Annotated in this window: 18 protein-coding genes; 14 read left to right on the forward strand and 4 right to left on the reverse strand. The window is 73.6% G+C overall.

The genetic code is table 11. The annotated features are described in order from the left end of the window. Positions 1–128: 128 nt before the first annotated feature. The 3 genes from DDJ31_RS03500 to DDJ31_RS03510 are packed head-to-tail and all read left to right on the forward strand — an operon-like array spanning position 129 to position 3,866. Positions 129–1,760, forward strand: a complete 1,632-nt coding sequence (locus tag DDJ31_RS03500; RefSeq protein WP_127181765.1) for a (2,3-dihydroxybenzoyl)adenylate synthase — start codon at positions 129–131, stop codon at positions 1,758–1,760. Next, a complete protein-coding gene (locus DDJ31_RS03505) occupies positions 1,750–2,808 on the forward strand; it encodes a FecCD family ABC transporter permease (RefSeq protein ID WP_127181764.1) in 1,059 nt (352 codons plus the stop codon). Before DDJ31_RS03500 ends, DDJ31_RS03505 begins: the two co-directional genes overlap by 11 nt. Further along, a complete protein-coding gene (locus tag DDJ31_RS03510) occupies positions 2,805–3,866 on the forward strand; it encodes a FecCD family ABC transporter permease (RefSeq protein ID WP_127181763.1) in 1,062 nt (353 codons plus the stop codon). Before DDJ31_RS03505 ends, DDJ31_RS03510 begins: the two co-directional genes overlap by 4 nt. A gap of 27 nt (positions 3,867–3,893) precedes the next feature. Here the strand turns inward: DDJ31_RS03510 and DDJ31_RS03515 are convergent, their stop codons facing one another. Beyond that, a complete protein-coding gene (locus tag DDJ31_RS03515; RefSeq protein WP_127181762.1) occupies positions 3,894–4,877 on the reverse strand; it encodes an alpha/beta fold hydrolase in 984 nt (327 codons plus the stop codon). A 334-nt stretch (positions 4,878–5,211) separates the two neighbouring features. Then, a complete protein-coding gene (locus DDJ31_RS03520) occupies positions 5,212–6,327 on the reverse strand; it encodes a GNAT family N-acetyltransferase (RefSeq protein WP_127181761.1) in 1,116 nt (371 codons plus the stop codon). A gap of 556 nt (positions 6,328–6,883) precedes the next feature. On the opposite strand from DDJ31_RS03520, the gene DDJ31_RS03525 reads away from it, so the two are divergent. After that, the gene (locus DDJ31_RS03525; RefSeq protein ID WP_127181760.1) at positions 6,884–7,876 is read left to right on the forward strand and encodes a cytochrome c oxidase assembly protein; all 993 of its coding nucleotides are present in this window, start codon (positions 6,884–6,886) and stop codon (positions 7,874–7,876) included. Here the strand turns inward: DDJ31_RS03525 and DDJ31_RS03530 are convergent. Then, entirely contained in the window at positions 7,873–9,228 is a 1,356-nt protein-coding gene (locus DDJ31_RS03530) for a diacylglycerol/lipid kinase family protein (RefSeq protein WP_240678296.1), read from the reverse strand. The genes DDJ31_RS03525 and DDJ31_RS03530 overlap by 4 nt on opposite strands. A 182-nt stretch (positions 9,229–9,410) precedes the next feature. Between DDJ31_RS03530 and DDJ31_RS03535 the strand changes: the two genes are divergently transcribed. The 9 genes from DDJ31_RS03535 to DDJ31_RS03575 all read left to right on the forward strand — a co-directional run bounded on the left by DDJ31_RS03535 (position 9,411) and on the right by DDJ31_RS03575 (position 20,737). Further along, positions 9,411–10,580: an NAD(P)/FAD-dependent oxidoreductase gene (locus DDJ31_RS03535; protein ID WP_127181759.1), complete on the forward strand. Its 1,170-nt coding sequence runs from the start codon at positions 9,411–9,413 to the stop codon at positions 10,578–10,580. Further along, complete coding sequence (locus DDJ31_RS03540; RefSeq protein WP_127181758.1) at positions 10,577–10,879, forward strand: (2Fe-2S)-binding protein; 303 nt, start codon at positions 10,577–10,579, stop codon at positions 10,877–10,879. The genes DDJ31_RS03535 and DDJ31_RS03540 overlap by 4 nt, the downstream gene beginning before the upstream one ends. Next, the gene (locus DDJ31_RS03545) at positions 10,872–12,524 is read left to right on the forward strand and encodes an NAD(P)/FAD-dependent oxidoreductase (protein WP_127181757.1); all 1,653 of its coding nucleotides are present in this window, start codon (positions 10,872–10,874) and stop codon (positions 12,522–12,524) included. The genes DDJ31_RS03540 and DDJ31_RS03545 overlap by 8 nt, the downstream gene beginning before the upstream one ends. Positions 12,525–12,554: 30 nt before the next feature. Continuing rightward, complete coding sequence (locus DDJ31_RS03550) at positions 12,555–13,460, forward strand: dihydrodipicolinate synthase family protein (protein WP_431028841.1); 906 nt, start codon at positions 12,555–12,557, stop codon at positions 13,458–13,460. A gap of 281 nt (positions 13,461–13,741) precedes the next feature. Next, the gene (locus DDJ31_RS03555) at positions 13,742–14,743 is read left to right on the forward strand and encodes a proline racemase family protein (protein ID WP_127181756.1); all 1,002 of its coding nucleotides are present in this window, start codon (positions 13,742–13,744) and stop codon (positions 14,741–14,743) included. Between the two features lie 218 nt (positions 14,744–14,961). Further along, positions 14,962–15,657, forward strand: a complete 696-nt coding sequence (locus tag DDJ31_RS03560) for a GntR family transcriptional regulator (protein WP_127181755.1) — start codon at positions 14,962–14,964, stop codon at positions 15,655–15,657. Positions 15,658–16,029: 372 nt separating this feature from the next. Next, on the forward strand, positions 16,030–17,433 hold the full coding sequence (locus DDJ31_RS03565; protein WP_127181754.1) for a chitinase: 1,404 nt from the start codon (positions 16,030–16,032) through the stop codon (positions 17,431–17,433). 48 nt (positions 17,434–17,481) lie between these two features. Further along, positions 17,482–19,689 carry an RICIN domain-containing protein gene (locus tag DDJ31_RS03570; protein ID WP_127181753.1) on the forward strand — a complete coding sequence of 736 codons (2,208 nt, stop codon included), beginning with the start codon at positions 17,482–17,484 and terminating at the stop codon, positions 19,687–19,689. A 238-nt stretch (positions 19,690–19,927) separates the two neighbouring features. Further along, positions 19,928–20,737 carry an SCO2400 family protein gene (locus DDJ31_RS03575; protein ID WP_127181752.1) on the forward strand — a complete coding sequence of 270 codons (810 nt, stop codon included), beginning with the start codon at positions 19,928–19,930 and terminating at the stop codon, positions 20,735–20,737. A gap of 63 nt (positions 20,738–20,800) precedes the next feature. Here DDJ31_RS03575 and DDJ31_RS03580 read toward each other — a convergent pair whose 3' ends face one another. Further along, positions 20,801–22,465, reverse strand: a complete 1,665-nt coding sequence (locus DDJ31_RS03580) for a cellulase family glycosylhydrolase (protein ID WP_127181751.1) — start codon at positions 22,463–22,465, stop codon at positions 20,801–20,803. A gap of 566 nt (positions 22,466–23,031) precedes the next feature. Here DDJ31_RS03580 and DDJ31_RS03585 point away from each other — a divergent pair. Then, positions 23,032–24,225 carry an MFS transporter gene (locus DDJ31_RS03585; RefSeq protein WP_127181750.1) on the forward strand — a complete coding sequence of 398 codons (1,194 nt, stop codon included), beginning with the start codon at positions 23,032–23,034 and terminating at the stop codon, positions 24,223–24,225. Positions 24,226–24,270 lie beyond the last annotated feature (45 nt).

The following is a 24,270-nucleotide window of genomic DNA, read 5'->3' on the forward strand; positions in this document are numbered from 1 at the left end:
CGACGGACGGCCCCGCAACCGCGATCACCTGCGCGATCGTGCGCGACTTCCGGTCCGGCGGGTCCTCCGGGCTTGACCGTGATCGGAGATTAGGCAAGCCTTTCCTAAACAGCAGGCGGGAGTGGGGCATGCTCGACGGGTGGGTTCCCTGGCCGGAGCCGTTCGCGCGGCGCTATCGCGACGCCGGGTACTGGGAGGGCCGGCCACTGGACCGGCTGCTGCGGGACCGGGCGCGGGCCGACCCGGACAGGACCGCGCTCGTCGACGCCGCGGGCGACCGCTGGACGTACGCCGAACTCGACCGGCGCGCGGACCGCACGGCCGCCGGACTGCGCGGGATCGGCATCGCGGCCGGCGACCGCGTCATCGTCCAACTCCCCAACACCGACGCCTTCGTGGTGCTGTTCTTCGCGCTGCTGCGGGCCGGCGCGGTACCGGTGCTGACGCTGCCCGCGCACCGCGAGAGCGAGATCACGCACGTCGCGAAGGTGTCCGGGGCCGTCGCCTACGCCGTCCCCGACGTCCTCGACGGCTTCGACCACCGCGCCCTCGCCCGCGCCGTCCGCGCCGCGGTGCCGTCGATCGCGCACGTCCTGGTGGCCGGTGACGCGGCCGAGTTCACCGCGCTCGCCGACCTCGACGCCGAGCCGCGGCCCCTGCCCGCACCCGACCCGGGTGACGTGGCGCTGCTCCTGCTGTCGGGCGGCACCACGGGCAAGCCGAAGCTGATCCCGCGCACCCACGACGACTACACCTACAACGCCCGCGCCAGCGCCGAGATCTGCGGCTTCGACCAGGACACCGTCTATCTGGTGGTGCTGCCGACCGCGCACAACTTCGCCCTCGCCTGCCCGGGGCTGCTCGGCACCCTGCTGGTCGGCGGCACGGTGGTCCTCTCCCCCACCCCGAGCCCCGAGGACGCCTTCGCGCTGATCGAGCGCGAGAAGGTCACCGCGACCGCCGTGGTCCCGCCGATCGCCCTGCTCTGGCTGGAGGCGGTGGAGTGGGAGGAGGCCGACCTGTCCTCGCTCGCCCTGCTCCAGGTCGGCGGCTCCAAACTGGGCGCGGAACCGGCCGCCCGCGTCGCACCCGCCCTCGGCTGCACCCTCCAGCAGGTCTTCGGCATGGCCGAGGGACTCCTCAACTACACCCGCCTGGACGACACCGCCGACCTCGTCACCGGCACCCAGGGCCGGCCGCTCAGCCCCGACGACGAGATCCGGGTCGTCGACGAGGACGGCCACGACGTGCCACCGGGCGAGCGGGGCGAACTGCTCACCCGCGGCCCCTACACCCTGCGCGGCTACTACCGGGCACCCGGCCACAACGCCCGCACCTTCAGCGACGACGGCTTCTACCGCACCGGCGACCTGGTGCGCGTGCTGCCCTCCGGGCACCTGGTCGTCGAGGGCCGGGTCAAGGACCAGATCAACCGGGGCGGCGACAAGATCTCCGCCGAGGAGCTGGAGAACCACCTCCTCGCCCACCCCGCCGTGCACGACGCGGCCGTCATCGGCATGCCCGACGCGACGATGGGCGAACGCACCTGCGCCTACCTCGTGCCGCGCGGCCAGCAGCCGCCCACCCAGCGCGAGTTGGCCGGATTCCTCACCGCACGCGGGGTCGCCGGGTACAAACTCCCCGACCGGGTCGAGGTGGTGGAGGTGTTCCCCCGCACCTCGGTCGGCAAGACGGACAAGAAGGAGCTCGGCCGCAGGATCGCCGAGCGGCTGCGCACGGAGGACGGCGGTGTCAACTAAGGTCGCCACGGCGGCTCATGACGGGGACGAGACGGACCGGGGTGCGAGCCGCCGGACCTCGACCAGGACCCTCGCGGTGCTCGGCGCGCTGCTCCTGCTGGGCGTGGCCGTCGCGTTGAGCCTGGCCGTCGGCTCCCGTTCGCTCGCCCTGCCGACGGTGCTGCACGCCCTGCTGCACGACGACGGCTCGACGGCGGGTTCGGTGATCTGGGACGTCCGGGTGCCCCGCACCCTCGCCGGGATCGCCGCGGGCGCCGCCCTCGGCGTCGCCGGCGCCCTCATCCAGGCCCTCACCCGCAACCCGCTGGCCGACCCGGGGCTGCTCGGCGTCAACGCCGGCGCGGCCACCGGCGTCGTCCTGTCCCTGACCGTGCTGGGCGTCTCCAGCCTCTGGGCGTCGGTGTGGTTCGCGATGGCGGGCGCGGTGATCGCGGGACTCCTCGCCTACTCGCTCGCCTCCGGCGGACGCGGCGGCGCCACCCCCGAACGGCTCGCGCTGGGCGGCGCGGTGATCGCCGCCGTCTTCACCGGCGTCAGCCAGACCCTGATGCTGCTCGACGCCCAGGTCCTCGACCAACTGCGGTTCTGGAGCGTCGGATCGCTGGCCCGCGCCGACGGCGACACCCTCACCACCGTCGGCCCGTTCATCGGCGCCGGGCTGCTGCTGGCGCTCGCGCTGGTCCGCCCGCTCAACGCGCTCGCCCTCGGCGACGACGCCGCCCGCGCCCTCGGCGCCGACCTGAACCGCACCCGCGTCCTCGGGCTGCTCGCCGTCACGACGCTGTGCGGCGCGGCCACTTCGGCGGTCGGCCCGCTGGTCTTCGTCGGCCTCGCGGTGCCGCACATGGCCCGCATGATCGCCGGCGCCGACCAGCGCTGGACCCTGCCGCTCTCCCTGCTGCTCGCCCCCTCGCTGCTGCTGTTCGCCGACGTCCTCGGCCGGGTCGTGGTGCGCCCCGACGAACTCGACGCGGGAGTGGTGACGGCGGTCGTCGGCGCCCCCGTCTTCATCGCCCTGGTCCGCCACCGCCGGGTGGTGTCCTCATGATCGCCCCGGCGGGTGTGTCCTCCCGCACCCATGTGGTGCGCAGCCCCTCGCGGCGGCTGTCGCTGCGGGTGGACCTCCGGACGCTGACGGTCTGTCTCGTGGTCCTCGCGGCCACCGTCGCCATCGGCGTACTCGCCCTGGGCACCGGGGAGTTCACCGTCTCCCCGGCCGACGTGGTGCGCACCCTGCTCGGCAACGGCAGCGCACGCACCGACTTCGTCGTCAACCAGCTGCGGCTGCCCAGGCTGCTCACCGGCATCCTGGTCGGTGCCGCGCTCGGGGTGAGCGGGGCCCTCTTCCAGAGCCTGTCGCGCAATCCGCTGGGCAGCCCCGACATCGTCGGCTTCACCTACGGCTCCGCCACCGGCGGCCTGTTGGTGGTGCTGGTCCTCGGCGGCACCGGCGGGCAGATCGCCTTCGGCGCGGTCGGCGGCGGACTGGCCACCGCGTTCCTGGTGTACGTGCTGGCGTGGCGGCACGGCGTCCACGGCTACCGGCTGGTGCTGGTCGGCATCGGGGTCAGCGCCCTGCTCCAGGGCGTCAACGCCTACCTGCTCGCCAAGGCCCGCTTCACGCAGGCCGCGCAGGCGATGGTCTGGCTCAACGGCAGCCTGAACGGCCGCGACTGGGGCGACGTCCGCCCGGCCGCCGTCGGGCTCGTGGTGGTGCTGCCGCTGGTGGTGCTGGCCGCGGGCCGGCTGCGCGTCCTGGAGATGGGCGACGACGTGGCGGGCGGGCTCGGGGTGTCCGTGCAGCGCACCCGCCTGGTGATCCTCGTCCTGGCGACGGCCGCGTGCGCGGTGGCGACGGCCGCGGCGGGCCCGGTGCCGTTCGTGGCGCTGATCGCGCCGCAACTGGCCCGCCGTCTCACCCGCGCGCCCGGACCCAACCTCGCGGCGGCGACCTGCGCCGGCGCCCTGCTGGTGGTCACCGCCGACTTCGTCTCCCAACGCGTCCCCGGCACGGCCCAGTTGCCGGTGGGGGTGGTGACGGCGGTGGTCGGCGGCGTCTACCTGGGGCTGCTGCTGCGCGGACAGCGCCGGGCGGGCCGGGTCTGAACGCCGGCCGCGCACGGCGCGGTCGGGTCAGGCGTCGAGGGAGCGGAGCCAGTCGATCAGGTGGCGGTTGGTCTCGTCGGGGCGCTCCTGCTGGAGCCAGTGGCCGCAGCCGTCCAGGAGGTGCGAGGCGGTGAGGCCGGGAAGGGTCCTCGGGTACGCCTCGATCGCGTCGGCGAGCCAGGTGGTGGAGGCGTCGCGGCTGCCGCCGAGGAACAGCGACGGCTGGTGGACGGGGGCGCCGTGGTGGTCGGCCAGGTCGGCCCAGTCCCGGTCCATGTTGCGGTAGCGGTTGAGTGCGCCCGTCACTCCACTGCGTTCGAACTCGGCCGCGTAGACGTCGAGTTCGGCCTCGGTGAGCCAGTGCGGCAGCCGCCCCTCGGGGAACCTCTCACGCAGCGTGCCGCCCCGGGTCACGAAGTGCGGGTCGGGGGCGCCGGGTTCGGGCATGGTGTCGGCGGACAGCGCCGCGTAGAAGCCGCCGAGCCAGCCCCGTACATCGGGTTCGATCTCCGCCTCGGCGCGGCCGGGCTGCTGGAAGTAGGAGACGTAGAACTCCTCCGGGCCACCCATCGCGGCGAACACCTCGCTCGGCTTCGGGCCGCCGGGCGGGGTGTACGGGACGCTCAGCAGGCCGACGGCGCGGAACACGTCGGGGCGCAGCAGCGCGGAGGTCGCGGCGATGGTCGCGCCCCAGTCGTGGCCGACGATCACGGCGGACGACTCACCGAGGGCCTCCACGACGGCGACGTTGTCGGCGACCAGGTCGCGCAGCCCGTACGCGTCCACCGCACCGGGCTTGGAGGAGCGCCCGTAGCCACGTACGTCGAGGGCCGCCGCGCGGTAGCCGGCGGCGGCCAGCGCGGGCAGCTGGCGGCGCCAGGAGTACCAGGACTCAGGGAACCCGTGCACGAGCAGCACGAGCGGCCCCTCGCCCTGCTCCACCAGGTGGGTGCGGCCGGCCGGCGAGGGCACCAGGCGGTGCGTGCGGTCGGCGTCGGATGTCTGCGGCATGGGGTTCCTCCGGTGCGGGCGCGGTCGCGGGCCTGATCTGCCGTCGAGCGGCCCGGTCACGCGGGCCGGGGCGGCCGTCGGGCAGCCTGGTCGCGGGGACCAGGTTCCGCTGTCGATCATCCGGTCCCACCCGCGCGCGACACGACATCCGTTGCCGTTCCGGCAAAACCGCCCGGCCGCCGGCCGCCGGCCGCGTGGTCAGGGCCTCAGGAGGCCAGGACGCCAGGACGCCAGGTCATCAGGGTGTCCGGACGCCGGGACGCCAGGTCATCAGGGTGTCCGGACGCCGGGACGCCGGGTCATCAGGACGTCAGGACGTCAGGACGTCAGGGCGTCAGGGCGTCCCGTGGTCCGCTCCCCCGGGGGTGAGGGGGTGGGAGGTGCGCAGGGTGCCGACGGTCTTCAGCAGGCGGTCGGCGGGTTCGCGGAGCGCCGGGTGGGCGTTGACCGTGTTGCGCAGGCCGCGCACCGGTCCGCGCCACAGCCGGTGCGCGGCGGAGACGGGGTGCGGGCGGCTCACGAACCCCTCGCCGACCCGCAGCTCACGGGTCTTGAGCCAGTCCTTGTACTCCTTGTCGCCGCGCCCGAGGTCCATCGTCGTCACCCCGTGCCGGCCGGCCGCCTCGGCGGTCCGCAGATGCATCATCAGGCCCGGCGAGTAGTAGTGCAGCTCCGGGTCGTACGCGGTGAACCAGGCCGCGAGGACGGTGCGCGAGCGGGGCCCGAAGTGCGCGGCGACCGGCCGGTCGCCCGCGTAGAGCACGGACAGGACGCCGGTGAAGTGCTCCTCGCGGACCTCGAAGAGGTCGTCGACCAGGTCGACTATCCAGGGCCTGGCGAACCGGTCCATCCGGCCCGTCCTGCGGTACTGGGCGGACTTCCAGCGCATCAGGGTGCGCAGCATCCGCGGGTCCCGCTCGTCGAAGACGAACCGGAACGCGCCGATGTCGCGCCCGAGCCTGCGCTCCTTCTTCAGCGTCGTCTTGGCGAGCCCCGGGTAGGCGCCGCGCAGCCACTGCGGGTATCCGCTCTCGTCCGGCTTGAGGTCGACGACCGGGGAGGCGAACCGTCCCGTCACCTGAGGCGCGAACGGTCTCTGCTCCTCGACGAGATGGTCGAACTCGAACAGCGAGAGCCCGCAGGCGCGCAGCAGTTCCCGCGCGTCCCAGGTGACGCCCGGCCGGTGCACCAGGGCCTGGCAGTCCGACAGGCCGAGCCCGATGGCCCGGCCGACCCCCAACGCGTTCCGCTCGTAGGGCAGGAACCCGACCGGTTCGCCGTCCGCGCGCAGCACGGCGAACCGGGCGCCGGCGCGGTGCCGTGCGACCCCGCTCGCGAACTCCGGTGCCAGAAAGGGGTTGGCGTACTCGGGCGACTCGTCCATCGCCCGGTGCCACGCGTCCCGTAACGCGTCGCTCAGTTCGTCGAATCGGTGGATCGTCACGTCCACGTCAGTTCAGCCGCCCTTCCCAAGGCTCCGCGAGGAACACGCCGGCCGCGGCACCGGCCGACGGGGCGTGTGGACCCCTGCTCATGGATCGCATCGGCGACCACTCCCCCCGTGACGCACCGGCCGGCTCGCTCCGTGCCGCCGCCGCTCCCCCTGCGCGGCCGGGCGTGGGCCGCCGGGCCGGGATCAAACGTGGCGAAACAGCACGCACGTTGTCAAGAGTGCCAGTTCGCGTGCTCCGCCGGGGGCGGGACGGCCCGATCCGCCCCCGCCGTCCGGCTCGGTGAGAAGGAGGTAGGGAATCGGTATGACGGCGTGGGCGTAACGTCCGGGTGGTCGTGACCGCGGGGGCGGAGGGGCCGCCGCCGTGGTCATGCCGGTCGCCGTGCGGTCCGCCGCCGGGCCGGTCCCGTCGGGACCGTCACTGTCGTCCCGTCCGCCGCCGGGGCCCGGTCCCGTCAGGACCGTCACCGTCGTCCCGTCGCTGCCGCGTCCGCCGCCGGCGGTCTCGTCGTGGTCGTCGTGTTCATCGTGTTCGTGGAGGTGTGTGGGGGTCATGGGGAGTCTGCCGGAACTCACCGCGGGCCGGCTCCTCTCGACCTGGCAGGTGGACCTGCCCGCCCTGCTCCTGGTCGGGTTCCTGGGCGGTCTGTACGGCTGGGGCGTGCTGCGGCTGCGGCGCCGGGGCGAGCGGTGGCCGGTGGCGCGTGGCGTGGCGTTCGCGGTGGCGGGTCTCGGCACGCTGGTGGTGGCGACGATGTCGGCGCTCGCCGTGTACGACCGGGTGCTGTTCTGGCCCGCGGCCCTCCAGAACATCCTGCTCGACCTGGTCGCGCCGCTCGGCCTCGCGCTGGGCGACCCGCTGCGGCTGGCCCTGCGCGCGCTGCCAGCCCCGCACGCGGGACGGCTGCGGCGGGCGATGACCGGGCGGCTGGTGGGCCTGCTCACCTTCCCGCTGGTCAGTACGGCCCTGGTCCTCGCGACCGAACTGGCGATCTACTTCACGCCGTACTTCGCGACGGCGCTGCGCGTCGGCCCGCTGCACGAGCTGATGTATCTGCACCTGCTGCTGGCCGGCTCCCTCTTCGTGGTCCCGGTCCTCACCCGTGAGCAGGCGCTGCCCGCCTGGTGCGGCCATCCGGTGCGGGCGGCGCTGGTCTTCCTCGACGGGATCGTCGACGCCGTCCCCGGCATCGTCGTCCTCACCCACGGCACGCTGATCGCGGGCGCCTGGTACGGCCGCCACCGTCCGGTCTGGTCGCCGGATGTCCGGCACGACCAGCAGGTCGGCGGGGGCGCGATGATCAGCGTCGCGGAACTGGTCGCGCTGCCCTTCCTGCTGGCCGTCCTCGCCCAGTGGTCCCGCGCGGAGCGGGCCGGGACGGCGGCCCTCGACCGCCGTCTCGACCGGGAGCTGATCCCGGCGACGCCCTCCCGGCCGCCTCTCCAGGGGGAGGCGGACCGGGTGCGGCCGTGGTGGGAGACGGAGGACGGCGAGGTCGCCCGACGGCTGCGGCGGGAGGGACAGGGGCCGCCCGGGTACCCCTAGGGCTGCCGCTCGCGGGGGTGGCGGGTCGGGACGGCCGTGCGGCTCACGGCCGCCGCCAGCTTGCGCAGCCGCCGCCAGTCCATGCGGGGCGGCAGGTCGGGGACGCCGGGGCGCTCGCGGGGGACGCGGACGCGCAGGGCCCGGCGCACGATCCGGCAGCGGACGGGCGCCTGCAAGGTGATGGCCTCGCCGTCGAGGCCCACCTCCAGGGTCGGTTCGTCGGCCTCGATCACCACCTCGGGCGCGGACAGCTTGCCGAAGCCCTGCGGCTGCGGGTCGAGGAGCAGTTCGGCGGCGTCCACCGCGCTGTCGACCTTGAGGGCGAGGACCCCGAGGGTTCCCGAGTTCAGCCGCTCGCGGCGGCCGAAGCCGAGGGGGTCGTCGGTCCGGTACGGGTTGTTGCTGACGAGCACGGCCTGCGGGTCGGCGAAGGTGGTGTCGCCCGCCCTGACCGTGAGGCGGGGTCCGACCTGCCGTGACAGCAGGTCGGGCAGGAGTTCGAGCGCGGTGCCCACCTTGGAGTCCCGGTACCCGGGGCTCTGCACGACCGCGCCGTACGCCCCGAAGGACGCGTTGTTGACGAACGGGCGGTCGTCGGCGAACCCGAGGTCGACGCGGATCTCGACGCCGTCGGTGAGGGCGTCCAGGCAGGCGGCGGGGTCGTCGCGGTCGAGACCGAGGTCCATCGCGAAGTGGTTGCGGGTGCCCGCCGAGATGACCAGGAACGGCAGGCCGTGCTCCGCGGCCACCGCGGCGACCAGCGCCTGCGTGCCGTCGCCGCCGGCCACCCCGAGCAGGTCGGCGCCGTCCGCGACCGCCTCCCGGGCGAGTGCCTCGACGTCCTGGTGCTGCTCCGGGTCGAGCAGGACGACCGTCGCGCCGAGCCGCTCCGCCTTCTCCCGCACCCCGAACTTCTCCACCTTGCCGCCTCCCGAACGCGGGTTGAGCAGCAGGAACGGGCGCTTGGGGGCGGGCGTGCGGTACTCCTTGACGCGGATGCGGCGCAACCCCGTGGTGCGCAGCGCGTACCGGCCGCTGGCGACCGCCGCGCACCACAGCGCCGCGGACAGCAGCAGCACCCAGAGCAGATGGGCGCTCGCGAACAGGACGATGACGCCGACCGGCGCCAGGACAGCGAGGAGGGTCGCCCCCACCCGGGCCACACCCCGGCGCGAGAGCACCCACCACAGGGCGACGGCGGTCAGGGCGAGGCCCACCACGCCGACCGCGAGCAGCAGGACGCCCATCAGGCCGCCGTAGAGGAGAGGCAGCAGGGCCGCGAGCGCGGCCGATGCGAGCGCGCCGCGCGCGGCCCACGCCTGGAGGTGATGCGACCGCTCGGCAGCCGTCACGGAATACACAGGCTCCTCCACCTCGGGAAACGACGAACACGTCGGCACACGCCTGACCCCCGGTCGGGCGACGGGGAGCCTCAAGTTCTCACGTGCCGGCGTCCGAGCACCAACTACCCCCGCGCTCGTCACCTAGTCGCGCGCCCTTCCCACCCTTCAGCGGTATGTGACATGGTACTGCCGTGGCCAATCGACTGACCTGCGATGTCGTGGTGGTCGGGGCGGGCATGGTGGGCGCGGCCTGCGCCCTGTACGCGGCCCGTTCCGGCCTGGACGTGCTGGTGGTCGACCGGGGTCCGGTCGCCGGGGGCACCACAGGCGCGGGCGAGGGCAATCTGCTCGTCTCCGACAAGGAGCCCGGCCCCGAACTCGAACTCGCGCTGCTGTCCGCCCGGTTGTGGACGGAGCTGGCCACCGAGGGTGACCTCGGTCCGGCCTTGGAGTACGAACCGAAGGGCGGTGTCGTCGTCGCCTCCGAGCCGTCGGCGCTCACCGCGCTGGAGGGGTTCGCCGCCGGGCAGCGGGCGGCCGGGGTCGACGCGGTCGCCGTCTCCCCCGAGCGGCTGCGGGAGCTGGAGCCCCGGCTGTCCCGTGCCGTCGCCGGGGGTGTGCTGTATCCGCAGGACGCCCAGGTCATGCCGACGCTGGCCGCCGCGCACGTCCTGCGGGCCTCGGGCGCCCGCGTGGAGACCGGCCGCACGGTGACCGGGGTGCTGCGCGGCCGGGACGGCGCCGTACGGGGCGTGGTCGGTGACCGGGGCGAGATCCACGCACCGGCCGTGGTGAACGCGGCGGGCACCTGGGGCGGGGCGCTCGCCGCTCTCGCCGGCGTCCACCTGCCCGTGCTGCCGCGCCGCGGCTTCGTCCTGGTCACCGAGCCGCTGCCCCGTCTCGTCCACCACAAGGTCTACGCCGCCGACTATGTCGCCGACGTCGCCAGCGCCTCGGCCGCCCTCCAGACCTCACCCGTCGTCGAGGGGACCGCGGCGGGACCGATCCTGATCGGCGCCAGCCGCGAACGCGTCGGCTTCGACCGGTCGTTCTCGCTGCCCGTGGTCCGCGCGCTCGCGTCCGGCGCGACCCGGCTGTTCCCCTTCCTCGAACAGGTCCGCGCCCTGCGGACCTATCTCGGCTTCCGCCCCTACCTCCCCGACCACCTGCCGGCCGTCGGACCCGACCCGCGCGTGCCGGGGCTGTTCCACGCCTGCGGCCACGAGGGCGCGGGCATCGGCCTCGCGACCGGCACCGGGCAGCTGATCGCGCAGGCGCTCACCTCACGGACGCCCGATCTGGACCTGACGCCGTTCCGCCCCGACCGTTTTCCCGCCGTCACCTCCGAGGAGTCCCGGTGAACTCCCCTCTCCGCCTGGCCGACGCCCACCCCGGCCCGAGTTTCGCCGTCACCTTCGACGGCCGCGAGATCCGGGCCCTGCCCGGCCAGACGGTGGCCGCCGCGCTGTGGGCGGCGGGCGTCACCTCGTGGCGCACCACCCGCGACCAGGGCAGGCCGCGCGGGGTGTTCTGCGGGATCGGCGTGTGCTTCGACTGCCTGGTGACCGTCAACGACCGCCCCAACCAACGGGCTTGTCTGCTGCCGGTCGAACCGGGCGACACCATCCGCAGCCAGGCGGGGACCGGCCACGATGGCTGACCGCCCGCACCTCGTGGTGATCGGCGCGGGCCCCGCCGGGCTGGCCGCCGCGCTGACCGCCGCCCGGCACGGTGTCCGCGTCACCCTCGTCGACGCGGCGGCTCAGGCGGGCGGCCAGTTCTACCGCATGCCCGCCGCCCCGCTGGGCACCCGCCGCCCCCGTGCCCTGCACCACAAATGGCGCTCCTGGGAGCGGCTCAGCGGCGACCTGGACCGGCACCTCGCGACCGGCCGCGTCCGGCATCTCGCGGACCACCATGTGTGGTGCGTGGAGCGGGAGGCGACGGAGCCAGGACCGGCCGAACGGAAGGCCACGGGACCCGGGCCCGTCGTGCGCGGCGAGCGGCCCCGGTCGCCATCGCGGGCGGGACGGTCCGGGGTGGCGGGTGGACCCGTCGGCGCCTTCACCGTGCACGCGCTCCTCGGTCCCCGCCAGGAGCGGGGCGTCGCGATCCGGGCCGACGCCGTGCTGCTCGCCACCGGCGGTTACGAGAAGGTGCTGCCGTTCCCCGGCTGGACGCTGCCCGGGGTGCTCAGCGCGGGCGGTGCGCAGGCCATGCTCAAGGGCGGGCTCGTGCTGCCGGGGCGCAGGGTCGTCGTCGCCGGGACGGGACCGCTGCTGCTGCCGGTGGCGACCGGCCTCGCGGCGGCCGGCGCGCGGGTCGTGGCGCTGGTGGAGTCCGCCGACCCCCGCGCCCTCGCCCGCGCGCCCGGCGCCTTGGCCGCCCGCCCGGACAAGCTCGCCGAGGGCGCGCGGTACGCGGCCCGCCTGCTGCGCCACCGCGTCCCCTTCCTCGTCCGGCACACGGTGGTCGAGGCCCACGGCGGCGACCGGCTCGACGGCGTGACCGTCGCCGCCCTCGGTCCCGACGGCCGGGTCGTTCCGGGCGGTGCGCGGCGCCTGGACTGCGACACCCTGGCCGTCGGCCACGGCCTGCTGCCCCACACCGATCTCGCCGGGACGCTGGGCTGCGGCCTCGACGGCGTCGCGGTCCGGGTCGACGACGAACAGCGCACCGACGTGCCCGGCGTCTGGGCCGCGGGCGAGGCCACCGGGGTCGGCGGCGCCGATCTCGCCCTCGCCGAGGGCCGGATCGCCGGCCGGTCCGCCGCCGCCCGACTGACCGGCCGCGCACCCGAGCCACGGAGCCGGGCGGCGGCGGCCTGTCGCGCCCGCGCGGCCCTGCGGGCGTTCGCCGCCGGCCTCGACTCCGTCTGCGCACCGCCCGCCGGATGGGCTGAGCGCGTCACCGACGAGACGGTCGTCTGCCGCTGCGAGGAGGTCACGGCGGGCACCGTCCGCGCGGCCGTCACCGACCTCGGCGCGGGCGACCTGCGCACGGTGAAGCTGCTCACCAGGGCCGGGATGGGCTGGTGTCAGGGGCGAATGTGCGAGCCCGCCGTCGCCGGTCTGACCGGATGCCCCGCGACCACGGTCCGCCGCCCGTTCGCCCGGCCCGTCCCGCTCGGCGTCCTCGCGGGCCGGGAGGAGCGGGACAACGGCGAGGACAGCGCCGTCCGGACCGACGGCCGCGCCGCCAGCGCAACCGCGGCCGACACCGGCACCGGCACCGGCACCGGCACCGAGGCCGATCGGTGCGAGTCCTCGAAGGATCGACGACAGGCCGACACCGACCGTCAGTGAAATGTCACACCCTATCCAGAGGGGTTCACCATGAGCACCGTGACCGATCCGCAGCACCGCCCCTGGCGCGGCGTCCTCGTCGCCACCGCCCTCCCGCTCCGCGACGACCACTCCGTCGACCACGACCGGTACGCCGAACACTGCGCCTGGCTGGTCGCCAACGGCTGCGACGGCGTCGTCCCGAACGGCTCCCTCGGCGAGTACCAGGTCCTCACCCCCGAGGAGCGGACCAAGGTCGTCGAGACCGCCGTCGCGACGGTCGGCGGCTCCCGCGTGATGCCCGGTGTCGCCGCCTACGGCTCGGCGGAGGCCAGGCGCTGGGCCGAGCGGGCCCGGGACGCGGGCTGCGCCTCCGTGATGCTGCTGCCGCCCAACGCCTACCGCGCCGACGACCGCTCCGTCCTCGCCCACTACGCCGAGGTCGCGAAGGCCGGGCTGCCGATCGTGGCCTACAACAACCCCATCGACACCAAGGTCGACCTGGTGCCCGAACTCCTGGCGAAACTGCACGGCGAGGGGTACATCAGGGCGGTCAAGGAGTTCTCCGGGGACGTCCGCCGCGCCTACCGGCTGGCCGAACTCGCCCCGGATCTCGATCTGTTGGTGGGCGCCGACGACGTCCTGCTGGAACTCGCGGTCGCCGGTGCCAAGGGGTGGGTGGCCGGGTACCCGAACGCCCTGCCCCGGGCCTCGGTCGAGCTGTACCGGGCCGCCGCCGCGGGTGATCTGGACACCGCGCTGCCCCTCTACCGCGCGCTGCACCCGCTGCTCCGCTGGGACTCCAAGGTCGAGTTCGTCCAGGCCATCAAGTTGTCCATGGACATCGTGGGGCGGCACGGCGGGCCCTGCCGTCCGCCGCGCGTTACGCTGCTGCCCGACCAGGAGGCGGCTGTCCGCGCGGCCACCGAGAAGGCCGTCGCGGCGGGCCTCGCCTAGAGCGCCGGCCCCGGCTCCCGTCCCGGCCCCGACGCCCACTCCGGTCCGGGCCCCAACTCCGTTCTGGCGGCTTCGACTTCGGGCTCGGTGCCGGTCCCGGTTCCCTCCCCCTTGCCGGCTTCGACTTCGGGCTCGGTGCCGGTCCCGGCTCCCTCTCCGCTGCCGGACTCGGGATCGGTGCGGGCGTCGGCGTGGGCTCCGGTTCCCGCTTCCGGTCCCGCGTCCGCGTCCGGTTCCGCTTCCGAGGGGCCCGCCCTCACCGCAGAGGAAAGAGGAGATCCATGCGCAGCACCCTCGTCCTGCACGCCGTCGACTCGCACACCGAGGGCATGCCCACCCGCGTGATCACCGGCGGGATCGGCACGATTCCCGGCGCGACGATGAACGAGCGGCGCCTGTACTTCCGCGACCACCGCGACGACGTCAAGCAGTTGCTGATGAACGAGCCGCGCGGGCACTCCGCCATGAGCGGCGCGATCCTCCAGCCGCCGACCCGGCCCGACTGCGACTGGGGCGTCGTCTACATCGAGGTGTCCGGCTACCTCCCGATGTGCGGCCACGGCACGATCGGCGTGGCGACCGTGCTGGTGGAGACCGGGATGGTCGAGGTCGTCGAGCCGGTGACCACGATCCGGCTCGACACCCCCGCCGGGGTCGTCGTCGCCGAGGTCGCGGTGGAGGACGGTGCCGCGAGGAACGTGACCCTGCGGAACGTGCCGTCGTTCTCCGTCGCCCTGGACCGCGAGGCCACGCTGCCCGACGGGCGGACGGTCACCTACGACCTCGCGTACGGCGGCAACTTCTACGCCATCCTGCCGCTGGACGCGTTCGGCCTGCCCTTCGACCGCTCCCGCAAGGACGACATCCTCGCGGCCGGGCTCTCCCTGATGGAGGCCGTCAACGCGGAGGAGGAGCCCGTCCACCCCGAGGACCCGAGCATCAGGGGCTGTCACCACGTCCACCTGCTGGCGCCCGGCGCGACGGCCAGGCACTCCCGGCACGCGATGGCCATCCACCCCGGCTGGTTCGACCGCTCCCCGTGCGGAACCGGGACCAGCGCGCGCATGGCCCAGCTGCACGCCCGCGGTGAACTCCCCCTGCGCACCGAGTTCGTGAACGAGTCGTTCATCGGCACCCGGTTCACAGGGCGCCTCCTGGAGACCACCGAGGTCGCCGGACGGCCCGCCGTCCTGCCCAGCTTCACCGGGCGCGCCTGGATCACCGGAACCGCCCAGTACCTCCTCGACCCCACCGACCCCTTCCCCGCGGGCTTCGTGCTCTGACGCCCGCGCCGACCGCGGGGAGCGACAACAACTCCGCTCCTGGCACCACCCCCACCACCCGGCCGAGAGGCCCGTGGCTCCCGTAGATACTGGTGCCGCGTGACATGCCGTTCCCCTCGCTCCGTTCCGCTCATCCCCCGCCGTCACCTCTTGAATTCGATCGCTCCCGTCCGTGCCGCCTCCCGGCCGCCCGCACGGCCCGCCCTAGGAGACACCCCATGCCCGCCCAGCCCAGCGGTTCGCCGGCCGCCGCCGCTCCCGCGCTGCCCGTCCTCGGCGGGAAGCGGAGCAGCTATCGCGAGCGGGTCGCCGACGCCCTGCGGGCCGCGCTGATCGCCGGCGAACTGCGGGCGGGCGAGGTGTACTCGGCGCCGACCCTCGCCTCCCGCTTCGGCGTCTCGGCGACGCCGGTGCGCGAGGCCATGCTCGATCTGGCCAAGGAGGGCCTGGTCGACGCCGTTCCCAACAAGGGCTTCCGAGTCACCGAGGTCTCCGAGAAGCAGCTCGACGAGTACACGCACGTCCGGGCGCTCATCGAGATCCCCACGACCGTCGAACTGGCCAGGACCGCGTCGCCGGTCTCCCTGGAGGCGCTGCGCCCGGCCGCCCGGGAGATCGTCACCGCCGCGGCCGCCGGTGACCTGATCGCCTATGTCGAGGCCGACACCCGCTTCCATCTCGGGCTGCTCGCCCTCTCCGGAAACGCCCACCTGGTGGAAGTCGTCGCCGATCTGCGCGGGCGCTCCCGCCTCTACGGTCTGACCGCCCTGGTCGAGGCGGGCCGCCTGACCGCGTCGGCCCAGGAACACCTCGACCTTCTCGACGCCCTCGTCGCCCGCGACGAGCGGGCCGTGCGCGAGATCATGACCCGGCACATCGGACACGTCAGGGGAATGTGGGCGTCACACGGCTGAGGCTCTGCGAGCGCGGCCGGCACTGCGGGCGCAGCCGGCACTGCGGGCGCTCAGGCCGGGGCGGGAGTCGCGCGCCCGGCGGACGCCGCGAGCCCAGCGGAACTCCTGGGCGCGTTCCTCCACGAGCGGGGCTCGCGCGCCGAGGCGGCGGCCGATCGCCGAAGTCCCGCCCGCCGTCGCCCCTCAGTCTCGACCGCACGCAACTCCCCCCACTTCTCTCAATACTTACTTCACCTCTTGACGCAAGTGGTCCATACCTTTAGGTTCACCGCTCAGCCGGACCGCTCAGCCGCACCTCACGAACGGGCCCCGCCTTCACAGGATGAACGCGGGCGCGCGCGTCCCACCCCCCACGAAAGGCCGTTCCCCACCATGGCCAGACTCCTCCCCCGCACCGCCCTCCCGGCCCTCGCCGTAGCCGCACTCACCCTCTCGGCCGGCCTCCTCACCACGACCCCCGCCGCCTCCGCCGTCGACGCCGGCACCTCCCCCGCCGTCGCGGCGGCCACCGGTTCGATCACCGGCCTTGCGGGCAAGTGCCTCGACGTCGCGGGCGCGAGCAGCGCCGACGGCACCGCCGTCCAGCTCTACGACTGCAACGGATCGGCCGCCCAGCAGTGGACCGTCTCCACCGACGGGACCCTCCGCGCCCTCGGCAAGTGCCTTGACGTCACCGGCGGTTCGACCGCCGACGGCGCCAAGGCGCAGCTGTGGACCTGTACCGGCGCCGCCAACCAGAAGTGGACCGTCACGGCAGCCCACGACATCGTCAACCCCCAGGCGGACAAGTGCCTCGACGCCACCGGCAACTCCTCGGCCAACGGCACCCGGGCCCAGATCTGGACCTGCACCGGGGGCGCCAACCAGAAGTGGACGGCGCCCGCGGCCGGTGGCACCGCGCCTTCCGCTCCCATGGCCGTGGCGCCGTACCTCTACAACGGCTGGGGCAGCCCGCCGAATCCGGGCACCGTGACCGCGGCCACCGGCGTGAAGTGGTTCACGCTCGCGTTCGTCCTCAGCAACGGGTACTGCAACCCGCAGTGGGACGGCAGCAGGCCGCTGACCGGAGGTGTCGACCAGCAGACGGTCACCGCGGTGCGCGCGGGCGGCGGTGACGTCATCCCGTCGTTCGGCGGGTACAGCGGCAACAAGCTGGAGAGTTCGTGCGGCAGCGCCGGTGAACTGGCCGCCGCCTACCAGAAGGTGATCAACGCCTACGGCCTCAAGGCGATCGACATCGACCTGGAGGCCGACGCCTACAGCAACCCGACCGTGCAGCAGCGCACGGTGGACGCGTTGAAGACCGTGAAGGCCGCCAACCCCGGCCTCAAGGTGTACATCACGATCGGCACCGGCCAGAGCGGCCCCGACACCGGGCTGATCAAGCGAGCCGCCGCCTCCGGTCTCCCGGTGGACGCGTGGGCCATCATGCCGTTCGACTTCGGTGGCGCCGGGCAGAACATGGGCACGCTGACGCTGCGGGCCGCCGAGGGTCTCAGGACGGCGCTGAAGGCCGCGTACGGCTACAGCGACGACCAGGCCTACCGGGTCATGGGCATCTCGTCGATGAACGGGATCACCGACCAGAACGAGACGGTCACCGTGGCCGACTTCCGGACCATCCTCGGGTACGCCCAGCAGCACCATCTGGCCCGGCTCACCTTCTGGTCGGTCAACCGCGACCGCCCCTGCACCGGTGGCCCCGCGGACAGTTGCTCAGGCGTGGGCCAGTCCGACTGGGACTACACGCGCGTGTTCGCCGCGTACACCGGCTGACGCACCGCCGTTCCGGGCTCCTGCCCTCAACCCCCCATAAGGAGAGCCGTGTTCCGCCACCCACCCCCCGCATCCGCCACGCCCTCCACACGCCGCAGAGCCGGTGTCGTCGCGCTGGTCGCGGCGGCCGCCGCCTCCGTCCTGACGGCGGTCCCGGCCGAGGCCGCCCCGACCGCGCTGCCCGCCTCCTGGTCCACCCTGGTCAACGCGGCCAGCGGCAAGTGCCTCGACGCGCGGGCGGCGGGGACCGCGAACGGCACCGCCGTACAGCAGTACGCCTGCAACAACAGCGCGGCCCAGCAGTGGAGTTTCACCACCACGAGCAACGGCTACGTCCGCATCAACAACCGGCCGAGCCCAGAACAGGTCGTCGACGTCACCGGCGTCTCCACGGCCGACAACGCGGCCACCCAGCTCTGGGCGTACGGCGGCGGCACCAACCAGCAGTGGCTGCCCGTGGACGACGGCGGGGGCGCCTTCCACTTCGTGAACCGCAACAGCGGCAAGTGCCTCGACGATCCGGCCGCGTCCCTCGCCGACAGCGTGCAGTTGGTGCAGTACACGTGCAACGGCTCGGCGGCCCAACGTTTCCAGGTGGTTCCGGTGGCCCAGTCCACGGCCGATCCCGACCTCGGTCCGAACGTCGTCGTCTTCGACCCGTCCATGTCGGCGTCGGCGATCCAGACCAAGCTGAACTCCCTCTTCAAGCAGCAGGAGACCAACCAGTTCGGGTCCCAGCGCTACGCGGTGATGTTCAAGCCGGGCGCGTACAGCGCGGACGTCAACGTCGGCTTCTACACGCAGGTGTTGGGGCTCGGGCTCACCCCGGACGCGGTGACGGTGAGCGGCGCGGTGCACGCGGAGGCCGACTGGTTCCAGGGCAACGCCACCCAGAACTTCTGGCGCGGCGCCGAGAACCTCTCGGTCAACCCGACCGGCGGGAGCGACCGTTGGGCGGTCTCGCAGGCCGCGGCCTACCGCCGGATGCATCTGCGGGGCAACCTGGCGCTTGACGACGGCGGTTGGTCCAGCGGCGGCCTGCTCGCCGACAGCAAGATCGACGGACAGGTCAACTCCGGCAGCCAGCAGCAGTGGCTGACGCGCAACTCGCAGCTCGGCAGCTGGACCGGCGCCAACTGGAACATGGTCTTCGTCGGCAGCCAGGGCGTCCCGGGGACCAGCTTCCCCAACCCGCCGTACACGACGGTCGCCCAGACCCCGGTCTCCCGGGAGAAGCCGTTCCTGTACGTCGACGGCGCGGGCGCCTACCAGGTGTTCGTCCCGTCCCTGCGGACCAACTCCACGGGTACCAGCTGGGCGGGCGGCACCCCGGCGGGCTCCTCGCTGTCCCTGGACAGCTTCTACGTCGTGAAGCAAGGCGCGACGGCGGCACAGATCAACGCGGCGCTCGCGGCGGGCAAGAACCTGCTGGTCACTCCGGGCGTCTACCACCTCGACCAGACCCTTCAGGTCAACCGGCCCGACACGGTCGTCCTCGGCCTGGGTCTCGCCACCCTGGTACCCGACCAGGGCATCACCGCGATGAAGGTCGCCGACGTCGACGGCGTGAAGATCGCCGGTCTGCTCTTCGACGCGGGCACCACCAACTCGTCCACCCTGATGGAGGTCGGCCCGCCCGGCGCGTCCGCGTCGCACGCGGCCGACCCGACCTCGCTGCACGACGTGTACTTCCGCGTCGGCGGCGCGGGCGTCGGGAAGGCGACCACCAGCCTCGTCGTCAACAGCGACCATGTGATCGGCGACCACATGTGGATCTGGCGGGCCGACCACGGTTCGGGCGTCGGCTGGACCAGCAACACCGGTGACACCGGGCTGATCGTCAACGGCGACAACGTCACGATGTACGGGCTGTTCGTCGAGCACTACCAGAAGTACCAGACCGTCTGGAACGGCAACGGCGGGCGCACCTACTTCTACCAGAACGAGATGCCGTACGACCCGCCCAACCAGGCGGCCTGGATGAACGGTTCGACCCAGGGCTACGCCGCCTACAAGGTCGCCGACTCGGTCACCAGCCACCAGGCGTACGGGCTGGGCAGCTACTGCTACTTCAACGTCAACCCGGGCGTGACGGCCGCCCGCGCCATCGAGGCACCGAACAACCCGAACGTCCGCTTCACCAGCATGCTGACGGTGTCCCTGGGCGGTACGGGCACGATCAGCCACGTCATCAACAACACCGGAGGCCCCTCCAACTCCGGCACCAACGTGGCCAATCTGACCAACTACCCGTAGGAAGCTGCTAGTTGGCCCAGCAGGGCGTAGGTGGTCGGCCGTGGGGTGCGCCGGAGCGTCGGCGCACCCCACACCCTCGCCCTCCCTCGCGACCTCTTGCCCCTCTCATCCCCCCTTGTCCCCACCGCGGCCCTGAATCCGCGCAGGAGCGGCACACAGACTGCACACAGCGCCGCGCGGGCACCGTTAGCGTTACTGGCCGATCGCTCCCCTGTACGAACGTGCCAGAAAGACCGAAATGGACTACTGCTCCACGTGCCGTCGGCATCTCAACGGGGCTCTGGTGTGCCCCGGGTGCGGGGCCTACGCCCCGGACATCGCGCCCCGGACGACCGTGTCGGCCTACGGCAGCGGTCTCGCCCCCGAGGCCCCGGAGCCCGAACCCCTCCCGCACGCCGACGACATCGTGGACGCGCCGGTCGTCGCGGCGGGCCGGGCCGCGAGGCGGCGGCAGTTGGCGCGGTGGAAGAAGAACAAGCGGCGGGCCGCCGTCGCGACCGCCGTCGCCCTGGTCGGCGGTGGGCTGAGCGTCGCGGCGATGAACCGCCAGCCGGCGGACCGGGCACAGGCCGACGCCGCGCCCGACACCCGCGGTATGGGCGGCGCCGAGGAGCGGACCGAACCGGTCGGCCCTTCGTCGACCCCGCCGTCCACGCACAGGACCACGCGGGTGGTGACCCCGGCGGCTCCGTCGACCGCGGCCGACGGCCCGCACGGCCGGTCGGCGTCCGCGTCCCGGACGGCCTTGAAGCTGGTCCCGAGCGGGAAGGCCGACACGTCGGCCAGGACCCCGTCCCCGGCAGGGACGACGGCCGACGCCGCGCGGTTGCCGGACCGAGGGCAGCGGTCGGCCGTCACGGAGACGTCCGACCCGGCCAAGGAGACGTCCGCCTCTTCGCCGTCGGACACGGGCGCCTCGGACTCCGGTGCCCGGCAGCCGAGTTCGACGCCGGACACGTCGCGGACACCGGAGGCATCCGAGTCCGCCGACCCCGCGGACTCGGCCGCGCCCGCGAAGCTCTGCCTGCTCGTGATCTGCCTGGGCTGACCGCCGGCCCGACCGCGGCGCCGGACAGCGGGCACGACCTGCCGTCCGGCGCCGCGGCTCTGCTCAACTGGTCGCGCAGGTACTGCCGTTGAGCGTGAACGCGGTGGGCGCGGTGTTCGTCGTGGCCTTGTTGCCGAGGAACCCGACGGTGACGGAGCCGCCCGCGGGGACGGACGAGGTGTAGGAGGCGGCGGCGACGCTCACCGCGCCGCCGGTCTGGGTCGCGGTGCCGCCCCACATGCTGGTGACGGTCTGCCCGTCGGCGAAGGAGAAGCCGAGCGTCCAGCCGTTGATCGCCGTGGTGCCGGTGTTGCGGATGGCCAACTCGGCCTGGAAACCGCCCGGCCAGTCGCCGACGATCCGGTAGCCCACGGAGCAGGTCGCTCCCGGGGTGCCGCCGCCCTTGGCGGTGGTGACGCTCACCGTCGCGGAGCGCGCGGACTTGTTGCCGGCCGCGTCGTGGGCGTACACGGCGAACGTGTAGGTGGTGTCGGCGGTGAGCCCCGTCAGGTTGACGGTGTGGGACGTGGCGGTGGCGAAGGCGGTCTCGGTGCCGCCGCTGATCCGGACGACGTCGTATCCGGTGACGCCGACGTTGTCCGTGGCGGCCGTCCAGCTCAGGGTGGCCGACGTGGCGGTCACGGCGGTGGCGGTGGGGGTGCCGGGTGCGGTGGGCGCCTGGGTGTCGGTGGGGGTGGAGCCGTTGAAGACGGTGGCCTCGCGGGCGGTTTTGGCGATGCCGTTGGCGCCGTTGAAGACGCGCTGGCCCCAGGAGCTGAGACGGGTCGCGTCGAAGTCGAGGGCGAGGTCGAGGACCGGGTCGGTGTTGCCGCTCCAGGACCAGGCGAGATAGCCGAGCCGCAGCTGTTCGGCGGTGGCCATCATGGTGTCCTCGTCCGGATCGCCCCACTGGTCCGCGGGGCCTCCGAACTCACCTATCAGGATGGGTAGTTTGGCGTTGACGAAGGCGTTGAGGTAGTCGGTGATCTCGGCGGCCGTGTCGTAGACGCTGTACATGTGGATCGAGAAGATCAGGTTGCCGGTGGTGTCGGCGGCGTACACCGCCTGGGCGTTGGCGCGCATCACGCCTTGGAGGTCCTGGCCCCAGTTGGGCGCGTCCACCATGATGGTGTGCGCGAATCCGGCGGCGCGGAGCTTCTTGACGGCGGCGATGGTGGGGGCGGTCCAGCCGGCCGGATCGGTGTTGCCCCAGGGCTCGTTGCCGATGTTGATGATGGTGTAGTCCTCCTGGCCGGCGAGGACGCTCTTGAGGCCGATCCAGTAGTCGGCGGCCTGGTCGAGGGTGCCCGCCGCGGAGTCCTCGCCGTATCCGGTCGTGTCGTGCACCTCGAGGACGCAGATCAGCCGGTTGGCCTTGCACTGGCTGATCACACCGGCGACGTCGGAGGCGCTGTTCGCGGACCAGCGGTGCCCGTCGGCGAGGACGACACGGACGGCGTTGGCGCCGAGCGCCTTGATGTCGGCCAGCGACTGCTGGGTGCGGCCGGGGTACCAGGTGTGGGCGTGGTTGACGCCCCGCATGATGAAGTCGTTGCCGTTGCCCTCGACGAGTCTGCCGCCCGCGATGTGCAGGCCGGTGGCGAGGGCGGCGGGCGGCTCGGCCGCGTGCGCGGAGGCCTGGGAGAGGCCACCGCCCACCAGGACGAGCCCGAGAAGGCCGGCCAGGGACGCGAGCAGACGGGCGAGGGGGCTCCTTGCGGTTCTCACTGCGGCTCCAGGGAGTCAGGGCCCGGGACGTTCAGGCTCGGGGTGAGGTGCGGGGGTGCAGGGAGTTCGAGGGGTGCTGGGAGTACGAGGGGTGCTGGGAGTACGAAATTGCGGGCAGTGCCAGGGGGTGCGGGGGGCGCAGAACGTGGGGAGTGCGGGCCGTGCACGGCCGTACGGGGAATCCGGAGGGTGCGACACGGGGGGGGCGGCTCAAGCGTGGGAGCGCTCCCATACAACCGACACTGTCAAGGGCACGTCAAGGCATCGAGCACGACCAAAGCGAGTCCGCCCACCACCGACCACGACACCGCGGGCCCACTCCCCTCCCTGCCCCGCCGGAAGCACCGCCCCTGGCCGGACCGCGCACCCTCCTCCCCTCCCTGGCCGCCGGAAGCGCCCCACCTCGCCGGACCGCGCCACCCCCACACGCCACCCCTCCTCGCCGCACCCACACCCCTCCCCGCCGGAAGTGCCGCACCGCACCCCACCCCTCCTTGCCGCCCTCGCCCCCCTCCCCCTAGCCTTCTTTTGTGCCGCTCATAAACAAAACCCGCTCGCACAGCGTCGTGCCGGGTACCGCAAGCCATCTCGCCCGGCTCCGCCTGGCCCTCACCCTCTTCTTCGCCCTCGACGGCTTCGTCTTCGCCGGGTGGGTCGTCCGGATCCCCGCGATCAAGCACCAGATCGGCGCCTCCGCCAGCGCGCTCGGCCTCGCCCTCCTCGGGGTCTCGGCGGGCGGTGTCATCACGATGACCCTCACCGGCAGACTCTGCCGCCGCTACGGCAGCCACCAGGTCACCGTCGTCTGCGCGGTCCTGCTCTCCCTCAGCGTGGCCCTGCCGCCCCTCACCCACTCCGCGCTCTCGCTGGGCCTCGTGCTCCTGCTGTTCGGCGCCGCGTACGGCGGGATCAACGTCGCCTTCAACAGCGCCGCCGTCGATCTCGTCGCGGCCCTGCGCAGGCCGATCATGCCGAGCTTCCACGCCGCCTTCAGCCTGGGCGCCATGGCGGGCGCCGGGCTCGGCGGACTGGTCGCCGGGTCTCTCACCCCCACCCAGCACCTGCTGGGGCTCGCGGTGATCGGCCTGCTGGTGACGGCGGTCGCGGGCCCCTCGCTGATCCGGCTCCGCCCTCCCGTCCGCGAGCCGCGCCCGGACGCCCCGCTGCCCGAGCCGTCCGACCCCGCGGGCCGCGCGCCCCGGCGCGCGTCCTCCGCGCGGCGCGGGATCGTCGTCACGTTCGGTGTCATCGCCCTCTGCACGGCCTACGGCGAGGGCGCGATGGCGGACTGGGGCGCCTTGCACCTGGAACAGGATCTGGGCACCTCGGCCGGGCTCGCGGCGGCCGGCTACTCGTTGTTCGCGCTCGCCATGACGGCCGGACGGCTCTCCGGAACGGCCCAGTTGATGCGGCTCGGGACGACCCGGGTGATCGTGTTCGGCGGCGCCACCGCCGCGGCCGGCATGCTGCTCGGCGCGCTCGCGCCGACGACCTGGGCGGCGCTGCTGGGGTTCGCGGTCGCCGGGTTCGGGCTCGCCAACCTCTTCCCGGTGTCGATCGAACGGGCGGGCGCGGTGGCGGGCCCTGACGGGGTCGCCCTCGCCTCCACGCTCGGCTACGGCGGGATGCTGCTGGGGCCGCCGACGATCGGCTTCATGGCGGACTGGCTCTCCCTGCCCGCCGCCCTGACCAGCGTGGCGATCCTGGCCGCGACGGCGGCGGCCATCGGCTTCACCACCCGCAAGGCGTCCGGCCGTTGAGGACTGGCCGGCCGTCATGACGGGCGCGGTGCGGACGGGTCGGGA

This window comes from Streptomyces griseoviridis, from assembly GCF_005222485.1.
Lineage (GTDB): Bacteria > Actinomycetota > Actinomycetes > Streptomycetales > Streptomycetaceae > Streptomyces > Streptomyces hintoniae.